General features: G+C 54.7%; 12 protein-coding genes and 1 pseudogene. 8 read left to right on the forward strand and 5 right to left on the reverse strand.

Annotation, left to right across the window (positions count from 1 at the left end; all coding sequences use genetic code 11):
- The first annotated feature begins 97 nt into the window (after positions 1 to 97).
- From QV747_RS02605 to QV747_RS02615, 3 genes and pseudogenes are all read left to right on the forward strand, one after another.
- The gene (locus tag QV747_RS02605; RefSeq protein ID WP_273428891.1) at positions 98 to 595 is read left to right on the forward strand and encodes a hypothetical protein; all 498 of its coding nucleotides are present in this window, start codon (positions 98 to 100) and stop codon (positions 593 to 595) included.
- Between the two features lie 54 nt (positions 596 to 649).
- Positions 650 to 1114, forward strand: coding sequence for a hypothetical protein (locus QV747_RS02610; RefSeq protein ID WP_273428892.1), 465 nt, complete (start codon positions 650 to 652; stop codon positions 1112 to 1114).
- An 18-nt stretch (positions 1115 to 1132) separates the two neighbouring features.
- Positions 1133 to 1618 (forward strand): annotated as a pseudogene (locus tag QV747_RS02615) (GGDEF domain-containing protein); the annotation flags it as partial.
- A 20-nt stretch (positions 1619 to 1638) separates the two neighbouring features.
- Here the strand turns inward: QV747_RS02615 and mfd are convergent.
- Positions 1639 to 5049, reverse strand: a complete 3411-nt coding sequence (gene mfd / locus QV747_RS02620) for a transcription-repair coupling factor (RefSeq protein ID WP_273428893.1) — start codon at positions 5047 to 5049, stop codon at positions 1639 to 1641.
- 285 nt (positions 5050 to 5334) lie between these two features.
- Here mfd and tyrS point away from each other — a divergent pair, with 285 nt between their 5' ends.
- On the forward strand, positions 5335 to 6609 hold the full coding sequence (gene tyrS, locus QV747_RS02625; RefSeq protein ID WP_273428895.1) for a tyrosine--tRNA ligase: 1275 nt from the start codon (positions 5335 to 5337) through the stop codon (positions 6607 to 6609).
- A gap of 71 nt (positions 6610 to 6680) precedes the next feature.
- On the opposite strand, the gene QV747_RS02630 is transcribed toward tyrS, so the two are convergent.
- The 4 genes from QV747_RS02630 to QV747_RS02645 form a co-directional block, all read right to left on the reverse strand.
- Positions 6681 to 8069, reverse strand: a complete 1389-nt coding sequence (locus QV747_RS02630) for an efflux transporter outer membrane subunit (RefSeq protein ID WP_273428897.1) — start codon at positions 8067 to 8069, stop codon at positions 6681 to 6683.
- The gene (locus QV747_RS02635) at positions 8062 to 11211 is read right to left on the reverse strand and encodes an efflux RND transporter permease subunit (RefSeq protein WP_273428898.1); all 3150 of its coding nucleotides are present in this window, start codon (positions 11209 to 11211) and stop codon (positions 8062 to 8064) included. Before QV747_RS02635 ends, QV747_RS02630 begins: the two co-directional genes overlap by 8 nt.
- A gap of 12 nt (positions 11212 to 11223) precedes the next feature.
- Entirely contained in the window at positions 11224 to 12393 is a 1170-nt protein-coding gene (locus QV747_RS02640; protein WP_273428899.1) for an efflux RND transporter periplasmic adaptor subunit, read from the reverse strand.
- Between the two features lie 258 nt (positions 12394 to 12651).
- Positions 12652 to 13386: a beta-ketoacyl-ACP reductase gene (locus tag QV747_RS02645; protein WP_273428901.1), complete on the reverse strand. Its 735-nt coding sequence runs from the start codon at positions 13384 to 13386 to the stop codon at positions 12652 to 12654.
- A gap of 161 nt (positions 13387 to 13547) precedes the next feature.
- On the opposite strand from QV747_RS02645, the gene QV747_RS02650 reads away from it, so the two are divergent.
- The 4 genes from QV747_RS02650 to eno all read left to right on the forward strand — a co-directional run bounded on the left by QV747_RS02650 (position 13548) and on the right by eno (position 18519).
- Positions 13548 to 14423: an SDR family NAD(P)-dependent oxidoreductase gene (locus QV747_RS02650; RefSeq protein ID WP_273428902.1), complete on the forward strand. Its 876-nt coding sequence runs from the start codon at positions 13548 to 13550 to the stop codon at positions 14421 to 14423.
- A gap of 115 nt (positions 14424 to 14538) precedes the next feature.
- Positions 14539 to 16191: a CTP synthase gene (locus QV747_RS02655; protein ID WP_273428903.1), complete on the forward strand. Its 1653-nt coding sequence runs from the start codon at positions 14539 to 14541 to the stop codon at positions 16189 to 16191.
- Between the two features lie 96 nt (positions 16192 to 16287).
- Entirely contained in the window at positions 16288 to 17127 is an 840-nt protein-coding gene (gene kdsA / locus QV747_RS02660; protein ID WP_028449326.1) for a 3-deoxy-8-phosphooctulonate synthase, read from the forward strand.
- A 96-nt stretch (positions 17128 to 17223) separates the two neighbouring features.
- The gene (gene eno / locus QV747_RS02665; RefSeq protein WP_028449327.1) at positions 17224 to 18519 is read left to right on the forward strand and encodes a phosphopyruvate hydratase; all 1296 of its coding nucleotides are present in this window, start codon (positions 17224 to 17226) and stop codon (positions 18517 to 18519) included.
- Positions 18520 to 18573 lie beyond the last annotated feature (54 nt).

An 18573-nucleotide genomic window follows, 5' to 3' on the forward strand; every position in this document is an offset into this window, starting at 1 on the left:
TTAGCACCACAAAGCCGTTTGGCTGTGCACAAACTGATGTCACAATTCTTTCTGTATAATGTCAATCAATTACAAATAGCAAAAGGATTGGTCCAGTATGGCGGATCTATTCCTCCCTGCGACTGCGCAGCACCGCTGCGGGCATAAACCGATATTGCAGGCATTCACTGAGCTGGAAGCACATTTGCAGCATCTGGTTTTTCAGTCGCTGGCGTTTGCCTGCCCGACATGTTGCCGGGACGGATTTATCGCCCTGGATTTAAATTGCCAAACCTACGCGAATTTACAGGTGCAGAATGAGCAGATGTCAGCGTTTGTGCTGGAAGTCTCGCAAGTAATCAGCCCGCTCGATGAGCTGTTAGCCATGGTGGGTTATCAGCAAGCCAGCGCAGCGATTGATGAATACCAACAGCCCGCCGAGCCACTGGATATCGAACACGCCGTGTGGCGCAAAGAATATTGGTTTGCTACTAACGCATCCCCAGAGTTGGTGTTGCAGTTAATGCATCTGGTGAAGCAAGAGTTAAGCTGGCTAGCCATGTACCTGCCGGCTGGCAAAGCAGCCGTTCATTTCGGTTCCTTCATGCCTCGCTAGCAAAACCCCGGTCAGCGGCTATGGTGGAATGTAGCCAACCCGTAAGGCCGGTGTATGCAACTTTCGCTCAATACCATCCTTGATGCACTGGAAGCCCAGATCGCGGTGATTGATGCCGCGGGCTGCATTGTGTATGTCAATGCGGCATGGCAGCTGTTTGGCGAAGAAAACGGCATGCCGGCCGGATACAATTGGCTCGGCTGCAATTACCTGCAAGTGTGTCAGCAAAGTACTGATCCCGATGCTACGCAGGCCGCTGCTTTAATCATGGCCATGCTGCAAGGTCAGCAGGAGAGCGGGGAAATGGAGTATCCCTGCCACAGCCTCACGGTAGAGCGCTGGTTTATGATGCAGCTCAGTCGCAGTGGCGATGGGCAGCATGTGGTGATCTCGCATCACAATATCACCATGCGCAAACGGGCTGAGGCTGCGGTGGAGCATCTCTCATTGCATGATCCGCTGACGGGGCTGGGCAATCGCCGGCTGCTCACGACGGAGCTGCCACGGCTTTGGCAATAGCATGCGCGGCATCATGCCTGCATGTCGGTACTGCTCTTGGATATCGATCATTTCAAGCAATACAACGATCATTTTGGCCATCAAGTGGGCGATCAGTGTTTGCAGGCCGTGGCGCAGGTCTTGCGGACCTATGCGCAGCGGGCTGATGATGTGCTGATTCGGTATGGTGGTGAAGAGTTTCTGGTTTTGCTGGGCTTTACGCCAGCGCCGACGGCAATTCAAATCGCGCAGGCCATCCAGACTTCGCTGGGCAATTTGCCGCTGCGCAGCCCACAGGGCGGGCCGGTCACGGTCAGTATTGGTTATGCCTGCACTCAGCCTAACCCGTGGTTGCAACCCGAGGGCATGTTGGCAATTGCAGATCAACATTTGTATGCCGCCAAGCTCGCCGGGCGCAATCGGGTGTGCGGCGAGCTGGCGGCCCGCCCCGCCAATTTAGCCACGACATCGAGTCGGATTGGCAGATACCCAGCCACGTATTTGCAGCTAATAACTGAAAAATAAAGCTTTCAGGGCAATACCCCTTAGGCTTGTAATTCGGCTAGCAGCTCTTTCACCCGCACCGCGCGCAGCACGGCTTCCGGCCAGTTGCCTTCAATGCGCAATTTATCCTGCCCAGCCAGTTTGTAGTTTTTCTTGCTTTGAATCAGCGAAATGATCTTCATCGGCTCAACTGGGGTTTTGGGCAGGAAATGAATAATGATCGCGGTATCGGCCGCATCAATTTTGCTAATTCCCAGCGGCCCGGCCAATAGCCGCAGACGGTGGCAATCGAGTAAGACTTTGGTGGCATCGGGCAGCAGGCCAAAGCGGTCGATCAGCTCCTGATGAATATCGCTCAGCTCATCGGCATTTTCTACGCTGGCGAGGCGCTTATACAGGCTCAGGCGCTCGTTGACATCCGGGCAATATTCATTCGGCAATAAGGCTGGCGCATGCAGATTAATCTCGGTCGTTACGCCCAATGGCTGCGATAAATCGGGCTCGCGGCCGGCTTTTAAGGCTTTGACGGCTTCTTTGAGCATTTGTGAGTACAGCGCAAAGCCGATTTCCTGCATTTCGCCCGATTGCGAGTCACCCAGAACTTCACCCGCCCCGCGGATTTCCAGATCATGCATGGCCAGATAAAAGCCCGAACCCAGCTCTTCCATCATCTGGATGGCTTCTAGGCGTTTTTTCGCATCGGTGGTGAGGCCTTCCGGATCGGGCACCAGCAAATAGGCATAGGCTTGATGGTGCGAACGGCCCACCCGCCCGCGCATCTGGTGCAGCTGCGCCAGGCCGAATTTATCGGCGCGATTCATCACGATGGTATTGGCATTCGGGATATCGATCCCGGTTTCGATAATGGTGGTACACAGCAGCACATTAAAGCGCTGCTGGTGAAAATCGCGCATCACATGCTCAAGTTCGCGCTCGCGCATTTGCCCGTGTGCAACGCCGATGCGCGCCTCCGGCAACAAACTGGCCAGTTTTTCGCGCATATTGTCGATGGTGTCGACTTCATTGTGCAGGAAGAACACCTGCCCACCGCGTTTCAGCTCGCGCAGTACCGCTTCGCGGATAATGCCATCACCGTATTTGGCCACAAAGGTTTTCACCGCCAGGCGTTTGCTTGGCGCCGTGGCAATCACCGAGAAATCGCGCAGGCCTTCCAGGCTCATCGCCAGCGTACGCGGGATTGGCGTGGCGGTGAGGGTGAGCACATCCACATTGGCGCGCAGGGCTTTCAGTTGCTCTTTCTGCCGCACGCCAAAGCGGTGTTCCTCGTCGATAATCACCAAACCCAGCTTGGCAAATTCGATATCCGGCTGCACCAGTTTATGCGTGCCGATCACGATATCCACCGTGCCTTCGGCCAAGCCTTTGAGGGCGGCGGCGGTTTCTTTGCCTGAGCGGAAACGGCTGAGCTCGGCAATTTTGATCGGCCAATCGGCAAAGCGGTCGCTAAAGGTTTGAAAATGTTGCTCGGCCAGCAGGGTAGTCGGCACCAGCACGGCCACCTGTTTGCCACCCGCCACCGCGCAAAACGCCGCGCGCAGCGCCACTTCGGTTTTACCAAAGCCCACATCGCCGCACACCAGCCGATCCATTGGCTGTTTCACCCGCATATCCACCAGTACCGCCTCAATGGCCGCCGCCTGATCAGGGGTTTCATCGAAGCCAAAACCGGCCGCGAAGGCTTCGTAATCATGCGCTGTCCATTCAAAGGCATGGCCTTCACGGGCGGCACGGCGGGCGTAAAGGTTAAGCAACTCGGCTGCGGTATCGCGTACCTGCTCGGCAGCTTTGCGTTTGGCTTTTTCCCAGTGGCCCGAGCCGAGTTTATGCACCTGAATGCTATCGGCCGCACCGCCGGAATAGCGTGAGATCACATGCAGCTGGCTTACCGGCACATACAGTTTATCGCCGCCGGCGTATTCGATCAGCAAGAGCTCGGTATCCCCATCGCCCAGATCCATGGAGGTAAGACCCATATAGCGGCCGATGCCGTGCGCTTCGTGCACCACCGGGTCGCCGATTTTTAGCTCGGATAGATCGCGCAGCATACTGTCGGTATTGCTGCGTTTTTGCTGTTTTTTGCCGCGCGATTGCGCCACAGCCGGGTAGAGGTCGGCTTCGGTAATCAGCGCAATACCGTCGTCCTGCCAGATAAAGCCACGATACAGCGGCGCCACGATCAGTTGCACGCCCGCGCCGCTCTGCAGCGCGTCGGCCCAGCTGTCGCCTAATTGTGCGCTGAGGCCATATTCGGCAAAAAACTGCGCCATGGTTTCGCGCCGGCCGAGGCTTTCGGCCACCAAGATCACTTTGCCGGCGTAGGTGCTCAGGTACTGCTGCAGTTTTTGCAATGGGTTTTCGCTGCGGCGATCAACATCCAGCGCGGGTAGGGCGCTGGTCACAAGACTACTGCCGGCGGTGAGCTCTAGCCGGCGGTATTTTTTGAGCTGGCCAAAGAGTATATCTGGCGCTAGAAACAGATCGCGTGGCGGCAGTAAAGGGCGATCTTTGTCGCCGATATTCAGTTTGTGCCGCTCGGCGATATCTTGCCAGTATTGCTCGGCAGCCCCCGCCAAATCACCGTGCAGGGCCAATACCCCCTCGCTGGCAAAGTCGGCGCGCAGATAATCAAACAAGGTGGCAGTCTGATCAAAAAACAGCGGCAGGTAGTATTCGATGCCGGCCGGAATGATGCCATTGCTAATGTCTTTGTACAGCCGGGCATTGCTGGGCGCGCCTTCAAATACTTCGCGAAAGCGCTGGCGAAATTTGGTTTTGCCCGCATCATCGGTCGGAAATTCGCGCGCTGGTAACAGCCGGATTTCCGGTACCGGATATAAGCTGCGCTGCGTGTCGACATCGAAGGTGCGGATGGTTTCGATTTCGTCATCAAATAGATCAATCCGGTAGGGCAGCGGGCTGCCCATCGGAAACAAATCAATCAAGCCACCGCGAATCGAAAATTCGCCCGGGCTATACACCTGCGTCACATGGCTGTAGCCCGCCAGCGCCATATCGGCGCGCAGCTGCTCGGCATCGAGCTTTTCGCCTTTTTTAAGGAAAAAAGTCGTACCGGTCAGAAACTCGACCGGTGGCAGTACACCCATCGCGGTTTGCAGTGGCACCACCAGTACGTCGGCCTGACCCTGGCGCAGCTGCCACAGCGCCGCCAGCCGTTGGCTGATCAGATCGCTATGGGGCGAGAAATGATCGTAGGGCAGGGTTTCCCAATCGGGGAGCTGCACTACGTTTTTGCCCGGCAGGAAAAACGCCAGCTCATCGCGCAGGCGGCTCGCCTCTTGCGCGCTGGCGGTGATCACAACCAGCGTTGCCACTTGCTGTGCATATTCGGCCAGCAGGCGGGCATCGCCCGAGCCATGCGGCAGCGGCAATTGCAAACGTTCAGAGGCACGAGGCAGGGCAGGCAAAGTCATAAGTCGATACAGCGCCGGACAAACAAAACGGCAATTATACCAGCGGCGGCGCATCGGCTCAGTACTGCGCTGCACGGCTTGCGCGTGAAAATGCACTCATAGGTATCTGCAGCTAGCCCTTATCAAGCATGACTTAGCAGCTGATACGGCGAGTGGTATATGGAGGTAAAGCCGCTATGCCTGGGTAGATTGGGCTTGCCGACGGTTTGGGTTAGAATAGTCAGCTTTGATTAGCCAGCTAAGCCTTCGCGCGAGCTGGCTGTGTTTTCCCCTTTGGAGCCCCGTATGCCCACGCCTCATCTGTTACAGGATTTGCAAGACCGCGGCCTGATCGCGCAATGCACCGATCAAGCGACCTTGACCGAACTCTTGGATAAAGAGGCTGTGACCTTGTATTGCGGCTTTGATCCCACCGCCGATAGCCTGCACATTGGTTCTCTGGTACCCATTCTGGTGCTCAAGCGTTTCCAGCAGTTCGGCCACAAACCGATCGCCCTGGTGGGCGGCGCCACCGGCATGATTGGCGACCCCAGCTTTAAAGCCACCGAGCGTAAACTGAATACGCCGGATGTGATCGCCGGCTGGGTCGAGAAAATCCGCGCGCAAGTGTCGCCATTTTTAAGCTTTGAAGGTGACAACGCTGCCCTGATGGCCAACAACTACGACTGGTTTGGCGGCATGGGCGCGCTGGAATTCCTGCGTGACATTGGCAAGTATTTCTCCGTTAACCAAATGATCAAAAAAGAAGCCGTGCAGCAGCGCATTGCGCGGGAAGATCAGGGTATTTCGTATACCGAATTTTCCTACAGCCTGCTGCAAGGCTATGATTTTACCGAGCTGAATCGTCGCTACGGTTGTGCACTGCAGATCGGCGGCTCGGACCAGTGGGGCAATATCACCGCCGGCACCGATCTCACCCGCCGCCTGAATCAACAACAAGTGTATGGCCTGACTTTGCCACTGGTGACTAAATCGGACGGCACTAAATTCGGCAAAACCGAAACCGGCACCATCTGGCTGGACGCTAGCAAAACCTCGCCGTACGCCTTCTACCAATTCTGGCTCAATACGGCCGATGCGGACGTGTATAAGTTCCTGAAGTACTTTACCTTCCTGTCTGTGGCCGAGATTGATGCGCTGGAAGAAAGTGACAAAACCAGTGGCCAAAAACCACAGGCCCAGCGCGTACTGGCCGAGCAGGTGACTGCGATTGTGCACGGTCAGGCTGCCGTTGAAGCCGCGCAGCGGATTTCGCAAAACCTGTTTAGCGACTCGCTGGCCGCGCTGACCGAATCGGATTTTGCCCAGCTGGCGCAAGACGGCATGCCAAGCATTCAGCTGGATAGCGCTGCTAGTGGCTTGCTGGACGCCATGGTGGCCGGTGGTCTTGCCAAATCGAAATCCGAAGCCCGCACCTTTGTGCAAAGCGGGGCGGTGCTGATCAATGGCCAGAAAGTTGAAGCCGCCGACCATGCCTTAAGCGCAGCAGATCGCTTGTTTGACCGCTACACACTGCTGCGTCGTGGCAAGAAAAACTACGTGCTGCTGTGCTGGAACTAATAGCTGGCGAGTTTAGCTTAATCAGCGCAATAAAAAACCCGCCGATTGGCGGGTTTTATTTTTTCAGCGACTTATGATTTGCTTGGCTTTTGCCAGCCACCACCCAGCGCCTTATACAGCTGCACCCGGCTAATTAGCAGATCACTTTGGGCCTGCGTGTAGTTAAGCTGACTGGTAAACAGGCTACGCTGCGCATCCAGCACTTCCAGATAGCTGGAAAAACCATTGTCGTAGCGCAGGGTAGCCAGTTTCAATTGCCGCTCCAGCGCGGTCACTTGTTGCTGCTCGGCTTTAAGCTTATCGAGCGCCACTTGGTCGGCCACAATCGCCGCCCGCGTTTCACTGAAGGCATTTTGCACCGCCAGCTGGTATGCGGCGGCGGCTTGCTGTTCGCGTGCTTTGGCTTGATCCACTTGCGCGGCAGTCAGGCCATTATCAAACAGCGGCATGGCCAGATTGCCGGCAAAAGACCAAGCTTTGGCGCTGCCCTGAAAGAGATTGCTTAGCTCCATGCTCTCTAAACCTAAGAGGCCAGTGAGCGAAATGCGCGGATAGTAGGCCGCGCGAGCCGCTTGAATGCTGGCTCGGCTGCCTAGCAAGACACTCTCGGCTTGAGCAATATCAGGCCGGCGCAGCAGTAGATCGCTATCCAGCGCCGCTGGCAGTGGCGCTGGCGCACTAAACTGCCCCATGGCCGTGCCGCGCTCGATATTTTGCTCGATCAGCTGGCGCGGCGATGCGCCAGTCAGCACCGCCAAGGCGCCTTCGGCTTTGGCGATGGCCTTCACCAGCGCAGGGCGCGAAGCTTGCGCTGCCGCCAGCTCCACTTCGGCTTGGCGCACATCCAATTCCGAGGTCATGCCGCCTTTAAAGCGTTTCTGGCGTAAATCCAGCGCTTCCTGCCGCGACTGGATGGTGGCATCGGTGATGGCCAATTGCCGATCCAGCGTGCGCAGGTTGAAATAGGTTTGCGCCACATCAGCTTGCAGCGCGAGCTGCACGGCATCGCGGTTGTATTGATTGGCAAGCAGGCTTTGCTGCGCCGCAGCCGCGGTATTGCGCACCCGGCCCCACAAATCCAGCTCCCAGCTCACGCTGCCAGCGAGCTTGTAATAGTCGTAGGTTTGGCTGGGTTTACCGGTGCCTTCTTGGGAGGTGCGCTGGCGGGCAGCGCCGCCGCCCAGATCCACCCGCGGCAGCTGTTCTGCCGAGGCAATGCCCAGCACGGCCCGCGCTTCGGCTAGTTTTGCAGTCGCCATAGCCAGATTTTGGTTATTAGCCACAGCGGCCGCAATCAGCTGATCAAGGGTTGGATCGGCAAAGGTATGCCACCATTGGGCATCCACCGCAGCACTAGCAGTGGTAGCGGGGATATCTGTATTAGGCAGGGTATAGTCCGGCATGTTCACACACGCCGAGAGTAGCGAGGCGATACCCAGGGCTAGTATCGTTTTACGCATGATGTTCTCCTTCAGCTGCCGCAGTGCTGGCAGCCTGTTTTTTCTTCATTTCATCGCGCTTCATAATCAAACGGAAGAACAGCGGAATAAAGAAAATCGCAATAAAGGTGGCAGCCAACATCCCGCCAATCACCGGCATACCCAATGAGGCGCGGCTGGCGCGGCCAGCACCGCTGGAAATCACCAACGGTACACAACCCAAGATAAAGGCCAGCGAGGTCATCACGATCGGGCGGAAGCGCAGGCGGGCGGCTTCAAGTGCGGAATCGAGCAGGCTCATGCCTTCTTCGTACTTCAGCACGGCAAACTCCACGATCAGAATCGCATTTTTCGCCGCCAGCGCCACCAGCGTGACCAAACCAATCTGGAAGTAGACGTTATTGGTCATTCCAGCCAGCCACACCGCCAGCAATGCGCCAAACAGCGCAAATGGCACGGCAGTAATCACCGCGAACGGCAAGCTCCAGCGCTCGTACTGCGCCGCCAGAATCAGGAACACCATTACAATCCCGAACACAAAAGCCATCAGCGCGGTTGAGCCGGCTTCTTTTTCCTGGAAGGCCGAGCCGGTCCATTCCAGTTTGAAGTCATTGCTCAGCACTTCATTGGCCACTTCTTCCATGGCTTTGATGGCCTGTCCCGAGCTCACGCCCGGCGCCGGCTGGATCATCAGCTTGGCCGCCTGGAAGATATTGAAACGTTCCGCCAGCTCTGGGCCGACCGAGCTTTTTACTTTCACCAGACTAGTCAGTGGAATCATCGTGCCATTGGCCGAGCGCACATAGACATTGGCAATGTCTTCTGGCCGCGCCCGGTAATCGGCTTCCGATTGCAGCTGCACGCGATAAGTACGACCAAACTGATTGAAATCATTCACATAGACCTGACCAAAAGTCGCCTGCATGGTGTCAAACACCGAGTTAATGCTCACACCCAACGCTTTGGCTTTTTCGCGATCCAGATCGACATAGATCTGCGGTACGTTGGCACGGAAGGTGGTGGAGACATTGGCAAACTCAGGGCGTTTTTTGGCTTCCTCCACGAAACGCTGTACTTCCGCCGCGAATTGCTTGGTGTCGCCCGATCCGCGATTTTGCAGATAACCTTCCAAACCACCGGTGGTTGACATCCCGGTAATGGCTGGTGGGTTAAAGGTGGCGGCAAAACCATCTTGCAGCTTCATATACGCCTGACCTTGCAGGATTTTGGTTAGCGCAAACGAGCTATCCATCCGGTCTGGGCGTTCTTTCCAGTCTTTTAGGGTAATAAAGGTAATGCCGCTATTACTTAAAACCGCCCCCGATAGGATGTCGTAGCCCACAAACGAAACGACGTTTTCAATGTTTTTGTTTTGCAGCAGCATCGCGTCGTATTGCGCGGACACAGCTTCAGTGCGCTTGAGTGAAGCGGCATCAGGCAGCATCACCGCCGAGAGCAGATAGCCCTGATCTTCATCAGGCACCAGTCCACCCGGCACGGCTTTCAGCAGGTAAACCAGCCCACCAATCATCAGCGCGAAAATCACAAAGGCTATGCCCACGCGGCGATTGAGGAAAGCCACACCATTCACATAGCCATTGGTCAGACGATCGAAGCTATGGTTGAACCAGACGAAGAATTTGGCCGGTTGATGGTGGCCACTCTTGAGCAAAATCGCGCACAGAGCTGGCGTGAGGGTAAGGGCCACCAAGCCAGAAATCGCCACCGATACGGCAATAGTGATCGCAAATTGCTTATACATCACCCCGGTCATGCCGCCCATAAAGGCCACCGGCAGGAATACCGCGCATAAGACCAAGACAATCGCGACTACGGGGCCGGCGACTTCTTCCATCGCCAGAATCGCGGCTTCCTTGGCCGAGCATTTCTTCTCGGCCATGATCCGCTCGACGTTTTCAAGTACCACGATGGCGTCATCCACCACGATACCAATCGCCAGTACCATCCCCAACAGGGTGAGCAAGTTGATCGAGAAGCCCAAGACCAGCATGCCGGCAAAGGTACCAATCAACGAAATTGGCACGGCAATACACGGAATCAGGGTGGCGCGGAAATTCTGCAGGAACAGATAAACCACAATAAACACCAGCACAATCGCTTCAAACAGCGTGTGCACCACTTTTTCGATCGATACTTTCACGAAGACGGTGGTGTCATAGGGAATATCGTACTGAATACCCTGCGGGAAACGGGTTTTGAGCTGATCCATCTTGGTGCGAATCGCTTCGGCCACCGCTACGGCATTAGCACCAGGCTGCAGATAAATCCCCATGGCCACAGCTTTTTTGCCGTTCAGATTGGCTAAGAGGTCGTAATCCTTACCCCCCATCTCGATCCGTGCAACGTCTTTCAGGCGGGTTTTGGCGCCATCTGCGCTGGCTTTGATGATGATATTGCCAAAGTCTTCAGCAGTTTTCAGCCGGCCTTGCGTATTGACCGTAAAGGTGAAATCGACCTGTTTACTGGTAGGCTGCGCACCGATTTTACCGGCGGCAAATTGGGCATTCTGTTCACGAATGGCCGAAATGATGTCGGAAGTCGTGATACCCAGTTGCGCAATCCGGTCTGGCCGCAACCACACCCGCATGGCGTAGTCGGTGCCACCAAACATCGACAGGTCACCCACCCCTGGAATCCGCTTTAGCTCATCCACGATATTCAACAGCGCATAGTTGGATAGGTAAGTGGTGTCGTAGGTGTTGTCCGGCGAGCTGAGAGTAATCACGTTCAGAATCGAGGTGGATTTCTTTTTCACCGTCACGCCCTGGCGTTTTACTTCTTCGGGCAACTGCGCCATCGCCGCAGAAACGCGGTTATTGACGTTAATCGTGGCCTGATCAGGGTCGGTGCCGATTTCAAAGTACACGTTCAGCGACATCTGCCCATTCGAGGCTGAGCCGGACTGCACATAAATCATTTTTTCCACGCCATTGATCTGCTGCTCCAACGGGGCAGCGACCGTCTGGGCAATCACTTCTGGGGTGGCGCCAGGGTAAAACGCGGTAACCGAAACCACGGGCGGGGTAATGCCGGGGTATTGCTCCACCGGCAAAGAGCGCATCGCGGCCAAGCCGGCGAGCACAATAATGATCGAGATGACCGAGGCGAAGATCGGTCGTTCGATAAAGAATTTCGAAAACATGGCGATCCTCGCTTAGGATTTGGCGACGGCTGAGGCGCTGCTGGCGGCGACGGGTTTCACCACTGCGCCCGGTTTGGCCTTGATCAGGCCTTCCACAATCACGGTGTCACCCACATTCAGGCCAGACTCCACCCGCACCATGCCGGCGGTGGTACTCGGCTGCACTTTCACTGGGCGCGGATTGACTTTGTTGTCTTTATCTACCGTCATCACCAGTTTGTCGGCTTGCGACTGCACAATCGCGCGTTCCGGAATCAAGATCGCGTTCTGGTAGGTACCAAAATCAAGGTGCAAGCGCACAAACTGGCCTGGCAGCAATTTGCCTTGCGGGTTGCTAAAGATCGCCCGGGCGCGAATGGTGCCGGTTTTGGAATCCACCCGGTTATCCGAGAAATCGAGCTTACCACTGTGCTCATACGCGCTACCATCGGCAAGCCGAAGCGTGGTTTTGATATTGCGCTGATCGTTCAGATTCACCTGCTTGCTTTTGGCCATCTGCTCCAGGCGCTGGCGGTCTTCTTCTGAATACGAGAAGGTGACATACAGCGGATCAAGCTGCGAAATGGTGGTCAGCCGGCCTGATTCGCCCGATGGCGAGATCAAGCTCCCCTCTGATTGCGCTACCGTACTGGTCATGCCTGAAATCGGCGCCACCACTTTGGTGTATCCCAGATTTAGCTCGGCTTCGCGCACTTTGGCTTCGGCAGCTGAATTACTAGCCACTGCCGCGGCGTAGCTGGCCATTGCATCATCGTAATCTTTACGGCTAACTGCGTTTTCTTTAAATAACGGAATAATCCGGTCGCGATCGGCGCGGGCTTTTTCCAGCTTGGCTACTTCAATGGCCAGATTGCCTTTGGCCTGATCCAGTGCTGCTTTGTAGGGCTCGGGGTCGATTTCAAACAACACTTGCCCGGCGGCAACATTCTGGCCTTCCACATAGGTGCGTTTTTGCAAAATGCCGCTCACGCGTGAGCGCACTTCCACATCGCGATAGCCTGCGGTTTCACCCAAGACTTCGTAGCTCAGTGGCGCAGAGCCGCTGGTCACCTTAATCACGGTAACGGGGGCCGGTGGGATTTCCCGTTGTTGTGGCTTTTCACCGCAGGCGGTCAGTAAGCCAGCCAAGGCCAGCGAAGCCAGCAAAATGCGGCTGGATTGAGGTTTAAAAGCGTGGGTCATGGCCAGCTCCGTAGGGGTATATGATGAAAAGTATCGCTAATTATGATTTATATACGCATACCTGCCTGGGTATTCTTCTTTTGCAGGCAAGTTTACTAAGTGATTTTCAGTGTATCGCTAGGGCGCATAATTATGCTTGAACAATATTACGCGACCGTATGTATTTATACCTAAAGCTAGGCGTTGGTTCGTGTAATTTTTGCTAGAAAAAAGGGCCGCCAATCTGGTAGCCCTTTGTAAGTTTAATGCGATTGGCATTTAGCAGGTATGCTGACCACCATTGATGGCCAGATTAGCTCCGGTCATAAAACCGGAAATATCGCTCGCCAAATAGCTGATCAAGCCCGCGATTTCTTCCGGTTTACCTAGGCGTGCCACCGGAATTTGCGCCACAATTTTCTCGCGTACATCTTCGGGCACCGCCATCACCATTTCCGTTGCGATATAGCCTGGGGAAATCGTATTCACGGTTACGCCTTTGCGCGCCACTTCTTGTGCCAGCGCCATGGTGAAGCCATGCATGCCGGCTTTCGCTGCCGAGTAATTGGTCTGACCAAACTGGCCTTTCTGGCCATTGATCGAAGAAATATTCACCACTCGGCCCCAGCCGCGCTCAACCATGCCATCCACAAATTGTTTCGACACGTTAAACACCGAATCGAGGTTGGTGCCAATCACCGCATCCCAATCGGTTTTGCCGAGCTTTTTGAAGGTGGCATCACGGGTAATGCCGGCGTTATTGACCAGCACATCAACCGGGCCAATCTGGGCATCGACGGTGGCTTTGAGCGCCACGCAGGCGTCAAAATTGGTGACATCGCATTCAAACGCTGCAAAATCGTAGCCAGCCGCTTTGTTGTCGGCGAGCCAAGCCTCTTGTTTGCCTGGTTTGGAATAGGTGGTGATCACTTTAAAACCGTCGTCGGCCAGTTTGCGGCAGATTGCCGTCCCGATGCCGCCCATACCACCTGTAACGAGAGCTACTTTTGCCATACTTCGTATATCCTTGATGTTTGAATGAATGCCTCTGCCGCTGGTGGGCAGAATATTGTTGTTCTTGCGCAAGACCCTTGTGAGGCTGGGCAAGCGTAGCTAAGGGCTATCCCCTATGTAAATTGGAATATTGCCTTAAGTGACATAATGGATACACTTTCATGAATAGTAATCAACCGGTGGTGCTCATTTCTGGCTGTTCGAGCGGTATTGGGCTATATGCTGCGCAATTTATGCAACAGCATGGCTGGCAAGTGATTGCCACAGCGAGAAAAAATGACCATGTCTTATATTTGCAATCGCTAGGGCTTACTGCCTTACAACTGGATGTCGCCGACAGCGAGTCGATTGCTTTTTGTGTGGCGGCCACCTTGGCGCTCACTGGCGGGCGTTTGGATGCGGTGTTTAACAACGCTGGCTTTGGTGTGCCGGGCGCGGTGGAAGATTTAAGCCGCGCCGCGATGCGGCATCAATTTGAAACCAATGTGTTTGGCGCGATAGAACTCACCAATGCGGTATTGCCACTCTTTCGCCGCCAGGGCCACGGCCGGATTGTGTTTAATAGCTCGGTACTTGGCTTTGCGGCGATGCCGTATCGGGGGGCGTACAACGCCAGCAAATTTGCGCTCGAGGGTTTTGCCGATACTTTGCGGCAGGAATTAATCGGCACTCAGATAAAAGTGAGCCTGATTGAGCCCGGCCCGATTGTGAGTCGCTTTCGCGCCAATGCGTTTGAAGAATTTAAGCGCTGGATCAATAGTGAGGCGAGTTTTCACGCCCCGGCTTATGCCGCCATGGCGCGGCGCCTACTCAAAAGCGGGCCACCCGCGCCATTTACGCTACCAGAGAGCGCCGTGGCCGAGGTATTGCTCGCGGCGCTAACAAGTGCAAGGCCTCGCGCCCGATACCGCGTCACCAAACCCACGCAGTGGTTCTGGTATTTGAAGCGCATCTTGCCCAGCGCGTGGCTTGATCGTGTGTTACTGAAAGCTTCGGGTGATGAACCAGGCGTCGCCTATGGTCGCCGCAGCGAATAAAGGCGGTTAAAGTCAGTGCTAAATGCGAAATGCACAATAATGGCCCCTTGTCCAGAATTGAGCTTCGCCTTGTGGTTCGGGTAGAATAGGGGATTCAAACTTGTGCGCTCTTAACATGACCAAGTATATCTTCGTAACCGGTGGCGTTGTGTCTTCGCTCGGCAAAGGCATCGCCGCCGCGTCTCTGGCTTCGATTCTCGAATCGCGCGGCCTCAATGTCACCATGATGAAACTGGATCCGTACATCAACGTCGATCCGGGCACCATGAGCCCCATGCAGCACGGTGAAGTCTTCGTTACCGAAGATGGTGCGGAAACTGACCTCGATCTCGGTCACTATGAGCGCTTCATTACCGCCAAAATGGCGAAACGCAATAACTTCACGACCGGTCAGATTTATGACTCGGTGATCAAGAAAGAGCGTCGTGGCGATTATCTGGGCAAAACCGTACAGGTTATCCCGCACATTACCGATGAAATCCGTCTGTTTGTTGAGCGTGGCTCAAGCGGTGCGCAGGTGGCGGTGATTGAGGTGGGCGGCACGGTGGGTGATATTGAATCGTTGCCATTCCTGGAAGCCATTCGCCAGATGGGCGTCTTGCTGGGCAAGGAAAACACCTGCTTTGTGCATCTATCCTACGTGCCGTATATCGCGGCTGCAGGTGAGATCAAAACCAAACCCACCCAGCACAGCGTGAAAGAGCTGCGCGAAATCGGTATTCAGCCCGATGTACTGATCTGCCGCGCCGATCGCATGGTGCCGGATGAAGAGCGCCGCAAAATTGCGCTGTTCACCAATGTGTCGGAAAAAGCCGTGATTTCGTGTCCGGATCTGGATTCGATTTATAAAATTCCGCGTGCGCTGTCTGAGCAAGGCATTGATGACATCATCTGTCGCCAGTTTGGCCTCGATTTGCCTCCAGCTAATCTATCGGTTTGGGATGGCATCGTCGATGCGATTCAAAACCCTCAGCAGACCGTGAATATTGCCATGGTTGGCAAATACGTCGAACTGACCGAATCGTACAAATCGCTGATCGAAGCGCTGAAACACGCAGGCATTCATACGCGCTCGGAAGTCAAAATCCATTTCGTGGATTCCGAGTCGCTGGAAACCGAAGGCCCAGGCTGCCTGAAAGACATGGACGCGATCTTGGTGCCAGGCGGTTTTGGTAAACGCGGCGTTGAAGGCAAGATTGTGGCGGTGCGCTTTGCGCGCGAAAACAATATCCCATATATGGGGATTTGTTTGGGTATGCAGATCGCGCTGATCGAATTTGCGCGTGATCTGGCCAATATGCCGGGCGCTAACTCGACCGAGTTTGATCTGGAAACCGAATATCCGGTGGTGGCGCTGATCGACGAGTGGGTGAACCACGACGGTAAAGTTGAAAAACGCGACGAAAACTCAAATATGGGTGGCACCATGCGCTTGGGTGCGCAGCAATGTCGCTTGGAAACTGGTACGCTCGCCGCCAAAATTTATGGCAATGAGCTGATTACCGAGCGTCATCGTCATCGCTACGAAGTGAATAACTACTATCTGGATCGCCTGCAAGCAGCCGGTCTGAAAATCAGTGGTAAATCCGTGGGCGCCGAGCAGTTGGTGGAAACTATTGAGCTGGCTGAACATCGTTGGTTCTTTGCTTGTCAGTTCCACCCCGAGTTCACCTCAACGCCACGTGATGGCCATCCGCTGTTCAAGTCGTACATTGAGGCGGCGATCGCCTATGCGCGCGAAAACGGCCGTGAAGGTCTGAGCTGCTAAGCAATACTGCAGGATCTTTGATCCTGATCTACAGGGTATAGCCTGCAAAGCTATACCCTGTCTATTTCCCAAGGCAATACAAAGAAGGGGTATCTCATGAAGCTGTGTGGCTTTGAAGTTGGATTGGATCAGCCATTTTTCCTGATTGCCGGTCCATGTGTCATCGAAAGCGAGCAACTTGCCATTGATACCGCTGGCCAACTGAAAGAGTTGACCAGCGCGCTGAATATCCCGTTTATCTACAAATCTAGCTTTGATAAAGCCAATCGCTCGTCAGGCAAATCATTCCGTGGCTTGGGGATTGATGAAGGTCTGCGTATTCTGAGCGAAGTAAAAAAACAAATCGGCGTGCCGGTGCTGACCGATGTGCATACCGAGGCGGAAGCGCCCATCGTGGCGCAAGTGGTTGATGTGCTGCAAACCCCAGCCTTTTTGGCCCGCCAAACTGATTTTATCCACGCGGTCTGCGCCACTGGCAAACCGGTGAATATCAAAAAAGGTCAGTTCATGGCCCCGTGGGACATGAAACATGTGATTGCCAAAGGCAAAGAAGCCAATGGTGGTCTGGATAATCTAATGGTCTGCGATCGCGGCACCTCATTTGGCTACAACACGCTGATTAGCGATATGCGCGGCCTGATGGTGATGCGCGAAACCGGTTGCCCGGTGGTCTTTGATGCCACCCACTCAGTGCAGCAGCCAGGCGGGCAGGGCGATCGCTCCGGCGGTCAGCGCGAAATGGTGCCGGTCTTGGCGCGCGCAGCGGTAGCCTCGGGGATTGCGGGCCTCTTTATGGAAACCCATCCTAATCCGTGCGAAGCGTTATCTGATGGCCCTAATGCCTTCCCATTGCCACGGATGCAGGAATTGCTGATTACGCTCAAGGAAATTGATCGTGCGGTTAAGGCACACTCTTTCATTGAGCATACCTTGTAATTTCTTTGCGATATGCGGTGGGATTAATTCACCGCAGCTGTCATATTTATTGTATATATTCGTACCTATCTTCAAACCAACTGAGGTATAACGCCCATGAGCGCGATTGTTGAAGTGATCGCCCGCGAGATTTTGGACTCGCGTGGTAACCCGACTGTAGAAGCCGATGTATTGCTGGAATCAGGTGTTATGGGCCGCGCTGCGGTTCCATCTGGTGCCTCTACCGGCGAGCGCGAAGCGCTGGAACTGCGTGATGGCGATAAATCACGCTATCTGGGTAAAGGTGTTCTGAAAGCGGTTGAAAACATCAACACCGAAATCTGTGAAGCCATTATCGGCCTGGACGCTGCAGATCAAGCCTTCATCGATCAAACCATGTTGGATCTGGACGGCACTGAAGACAAGAGCCGTATGGGCGCTAACGCGATCCTGGCCGTATCTATGGCTGTTGCCAAAGCTGCCGCCGAAGAAGCCGGTCTGCCACTGTACCGCTACGTAGGTGGTTCAGGCCCAATGTCTCTGCCAGTACCAATGATGAACGTAATCAACGGTGGTGAGCACGCTTCGAACAGCCTGGATTTCCAAGAGTTGATGATTGTGCCAGTTGGCGCGCCAACCTTCCGTGAAGCACTGCGTTATGGCGCAGAAGTCTTCCACAACCTGAAAAAAATCCTGCACGACAAACACCTGCCAACTCAAGTGGGCGATGAAGGTGGTTTCGCGCCGGACGTAGCTGGCCCAGAAGATGCGCTGGATCTCTTGATGGCTGCGATTGAGAAAGCAGGCTACAAAGCCGGTACCGATTTCCGTATCGCACTGGATTGCGCGGCTTCTGAATACTTCGACAAAGAAACCGGTAACTACGTATTCAAGAAATCAGGCGGCCGTACTTTCACGTCGCTGGAAATGGTTGATTACCTGGAAAGCTTGGTTAACAAATACCCAATCATCTCGATTGAAGACGGTATGGGCGAGCGCGACTGGGATGGTTGGAAACTGCTGACCGACCGTCTGGGCAAGCGTGTACAGCTGGTGGGTGACGATCTGTTTGTGACCAACACCAAAATTCTGGCCGAAGGGATCAAAAAAGGCATTTGTAATTCGATCCTGATCAAAGTAAACCAAATCGGTTCACTGTCAGAAACTCTGGCTGCGGTTGATCTGGCTAAACGCCATGGTTACACCTCGGTAATGAGCCACCGCTCAGGCGAAACCGAGGATTCAACCATCGCCGATCTGGCTGTGGCCACCAACTGCATGCAGATCAAAACAGGTTCTCTGAGCCGTTCTGATCGTATCGCTAAATACAACCAGATCCTGCGTATCGAAGAGGAACTGGGCGATGCAGCGGTTTACCCAGGTGTGAACGCGTTCTACCAGCTGAAAGGCTAAGACGCGTTGTGTTATGGCTGCAGCGCTGATGTCAGCTCGACCTTGGCCGCGCAG

It is taken from the genome of uncultured Chitinibacter sp. (assembly GCF_945957625.1).
Taxonomy (GTDB): Bacteria; Pseudomonadota; Gammaproteobacteria; order Burkholderiales; family Chitinibacteraceae; genus Chitinibacter; species Chitinibacter tainanensis.

Coding starts and splice junctions, on each gene's coding strand:
- QV747_RS02630 (WP_273428897.1), bottom strand. CDS start 8,069: ATGCGTAAAACGATACTAGCCCTGGGTATCGCCTCGCTACTCTCGGCG.
- QV747_RS02645 (WP_273428901.1), bottom strand. CDS start 13,386: ATGGCAAAAGTAGCTCTCGTTACAGGTGGTATGGGCGGCATCGGGACG.
- QV747_RS02605 (WP_273428891.1), top strand. CDS start 98: ATGGCGGATCTATTCCTCCCTGCGACTGCGCAGCACCGCTGCGGGCAT.
- QV747_RS02650 (WP_273428902.1), top strand. CDS start 13,548: ATGAATAGTAATCAACCGGTGGTGCTCATTTCTGGCTGTTCGAGCGGT.
- QV747_RS02655 (WP_273428903.1), top strand. CDS start 14,539: ATGACCAAGTATATCTTCGTAACCGGTGGCGTTGTGTCTTCGCTCGGC.
- eno (WP_028449327.1), top strand. CDS start 17,224: ATGAGCGCGATTGTTGAAGTGATCGCCCGCGAGATTTTGGACTCGCGT.
- QV747_RS02635 (WP_273428898.1), bottom strand. CDS start 11,211: ATGTTTTCGAAATTCTTTATCGAACGACCGATCTTCGCCTCGGTCATC.
- mfd (WP_273428893.1), bottom strand. CDS start 5,049: ATGACTTTGCCTGCCCTGCCTCGTGCCTCTGAACGTTTGCAATTGCCG.
- QV747_RS02610 (WP_273428892.1), top strand. CDS start 650: ATGCAACTTTCGCTCAATACCATCCTTGATGCACTGGAAGCCCAGATC.
- QV747_RS02640 (WP_273428899.1), bottom strand. CDS start 12,393: ATGACCCACGCTTTTAAACCTCAATCCAGCCGCATTTTGCTGGCTTCG.
- kdsA (WP_028449326.1), top strand. CDS start 16,288: ATGAAGCTGTGTGGCTTTGAAGTTGGATTGGATCAGCCATTTTTCCTG.
- tyrS (WP_273428895.1), top strand. CDS start 5,335: ATGCCCACGCCTCATCTGTTACAGGATTTGCAAGACCGCGGCCTGATC.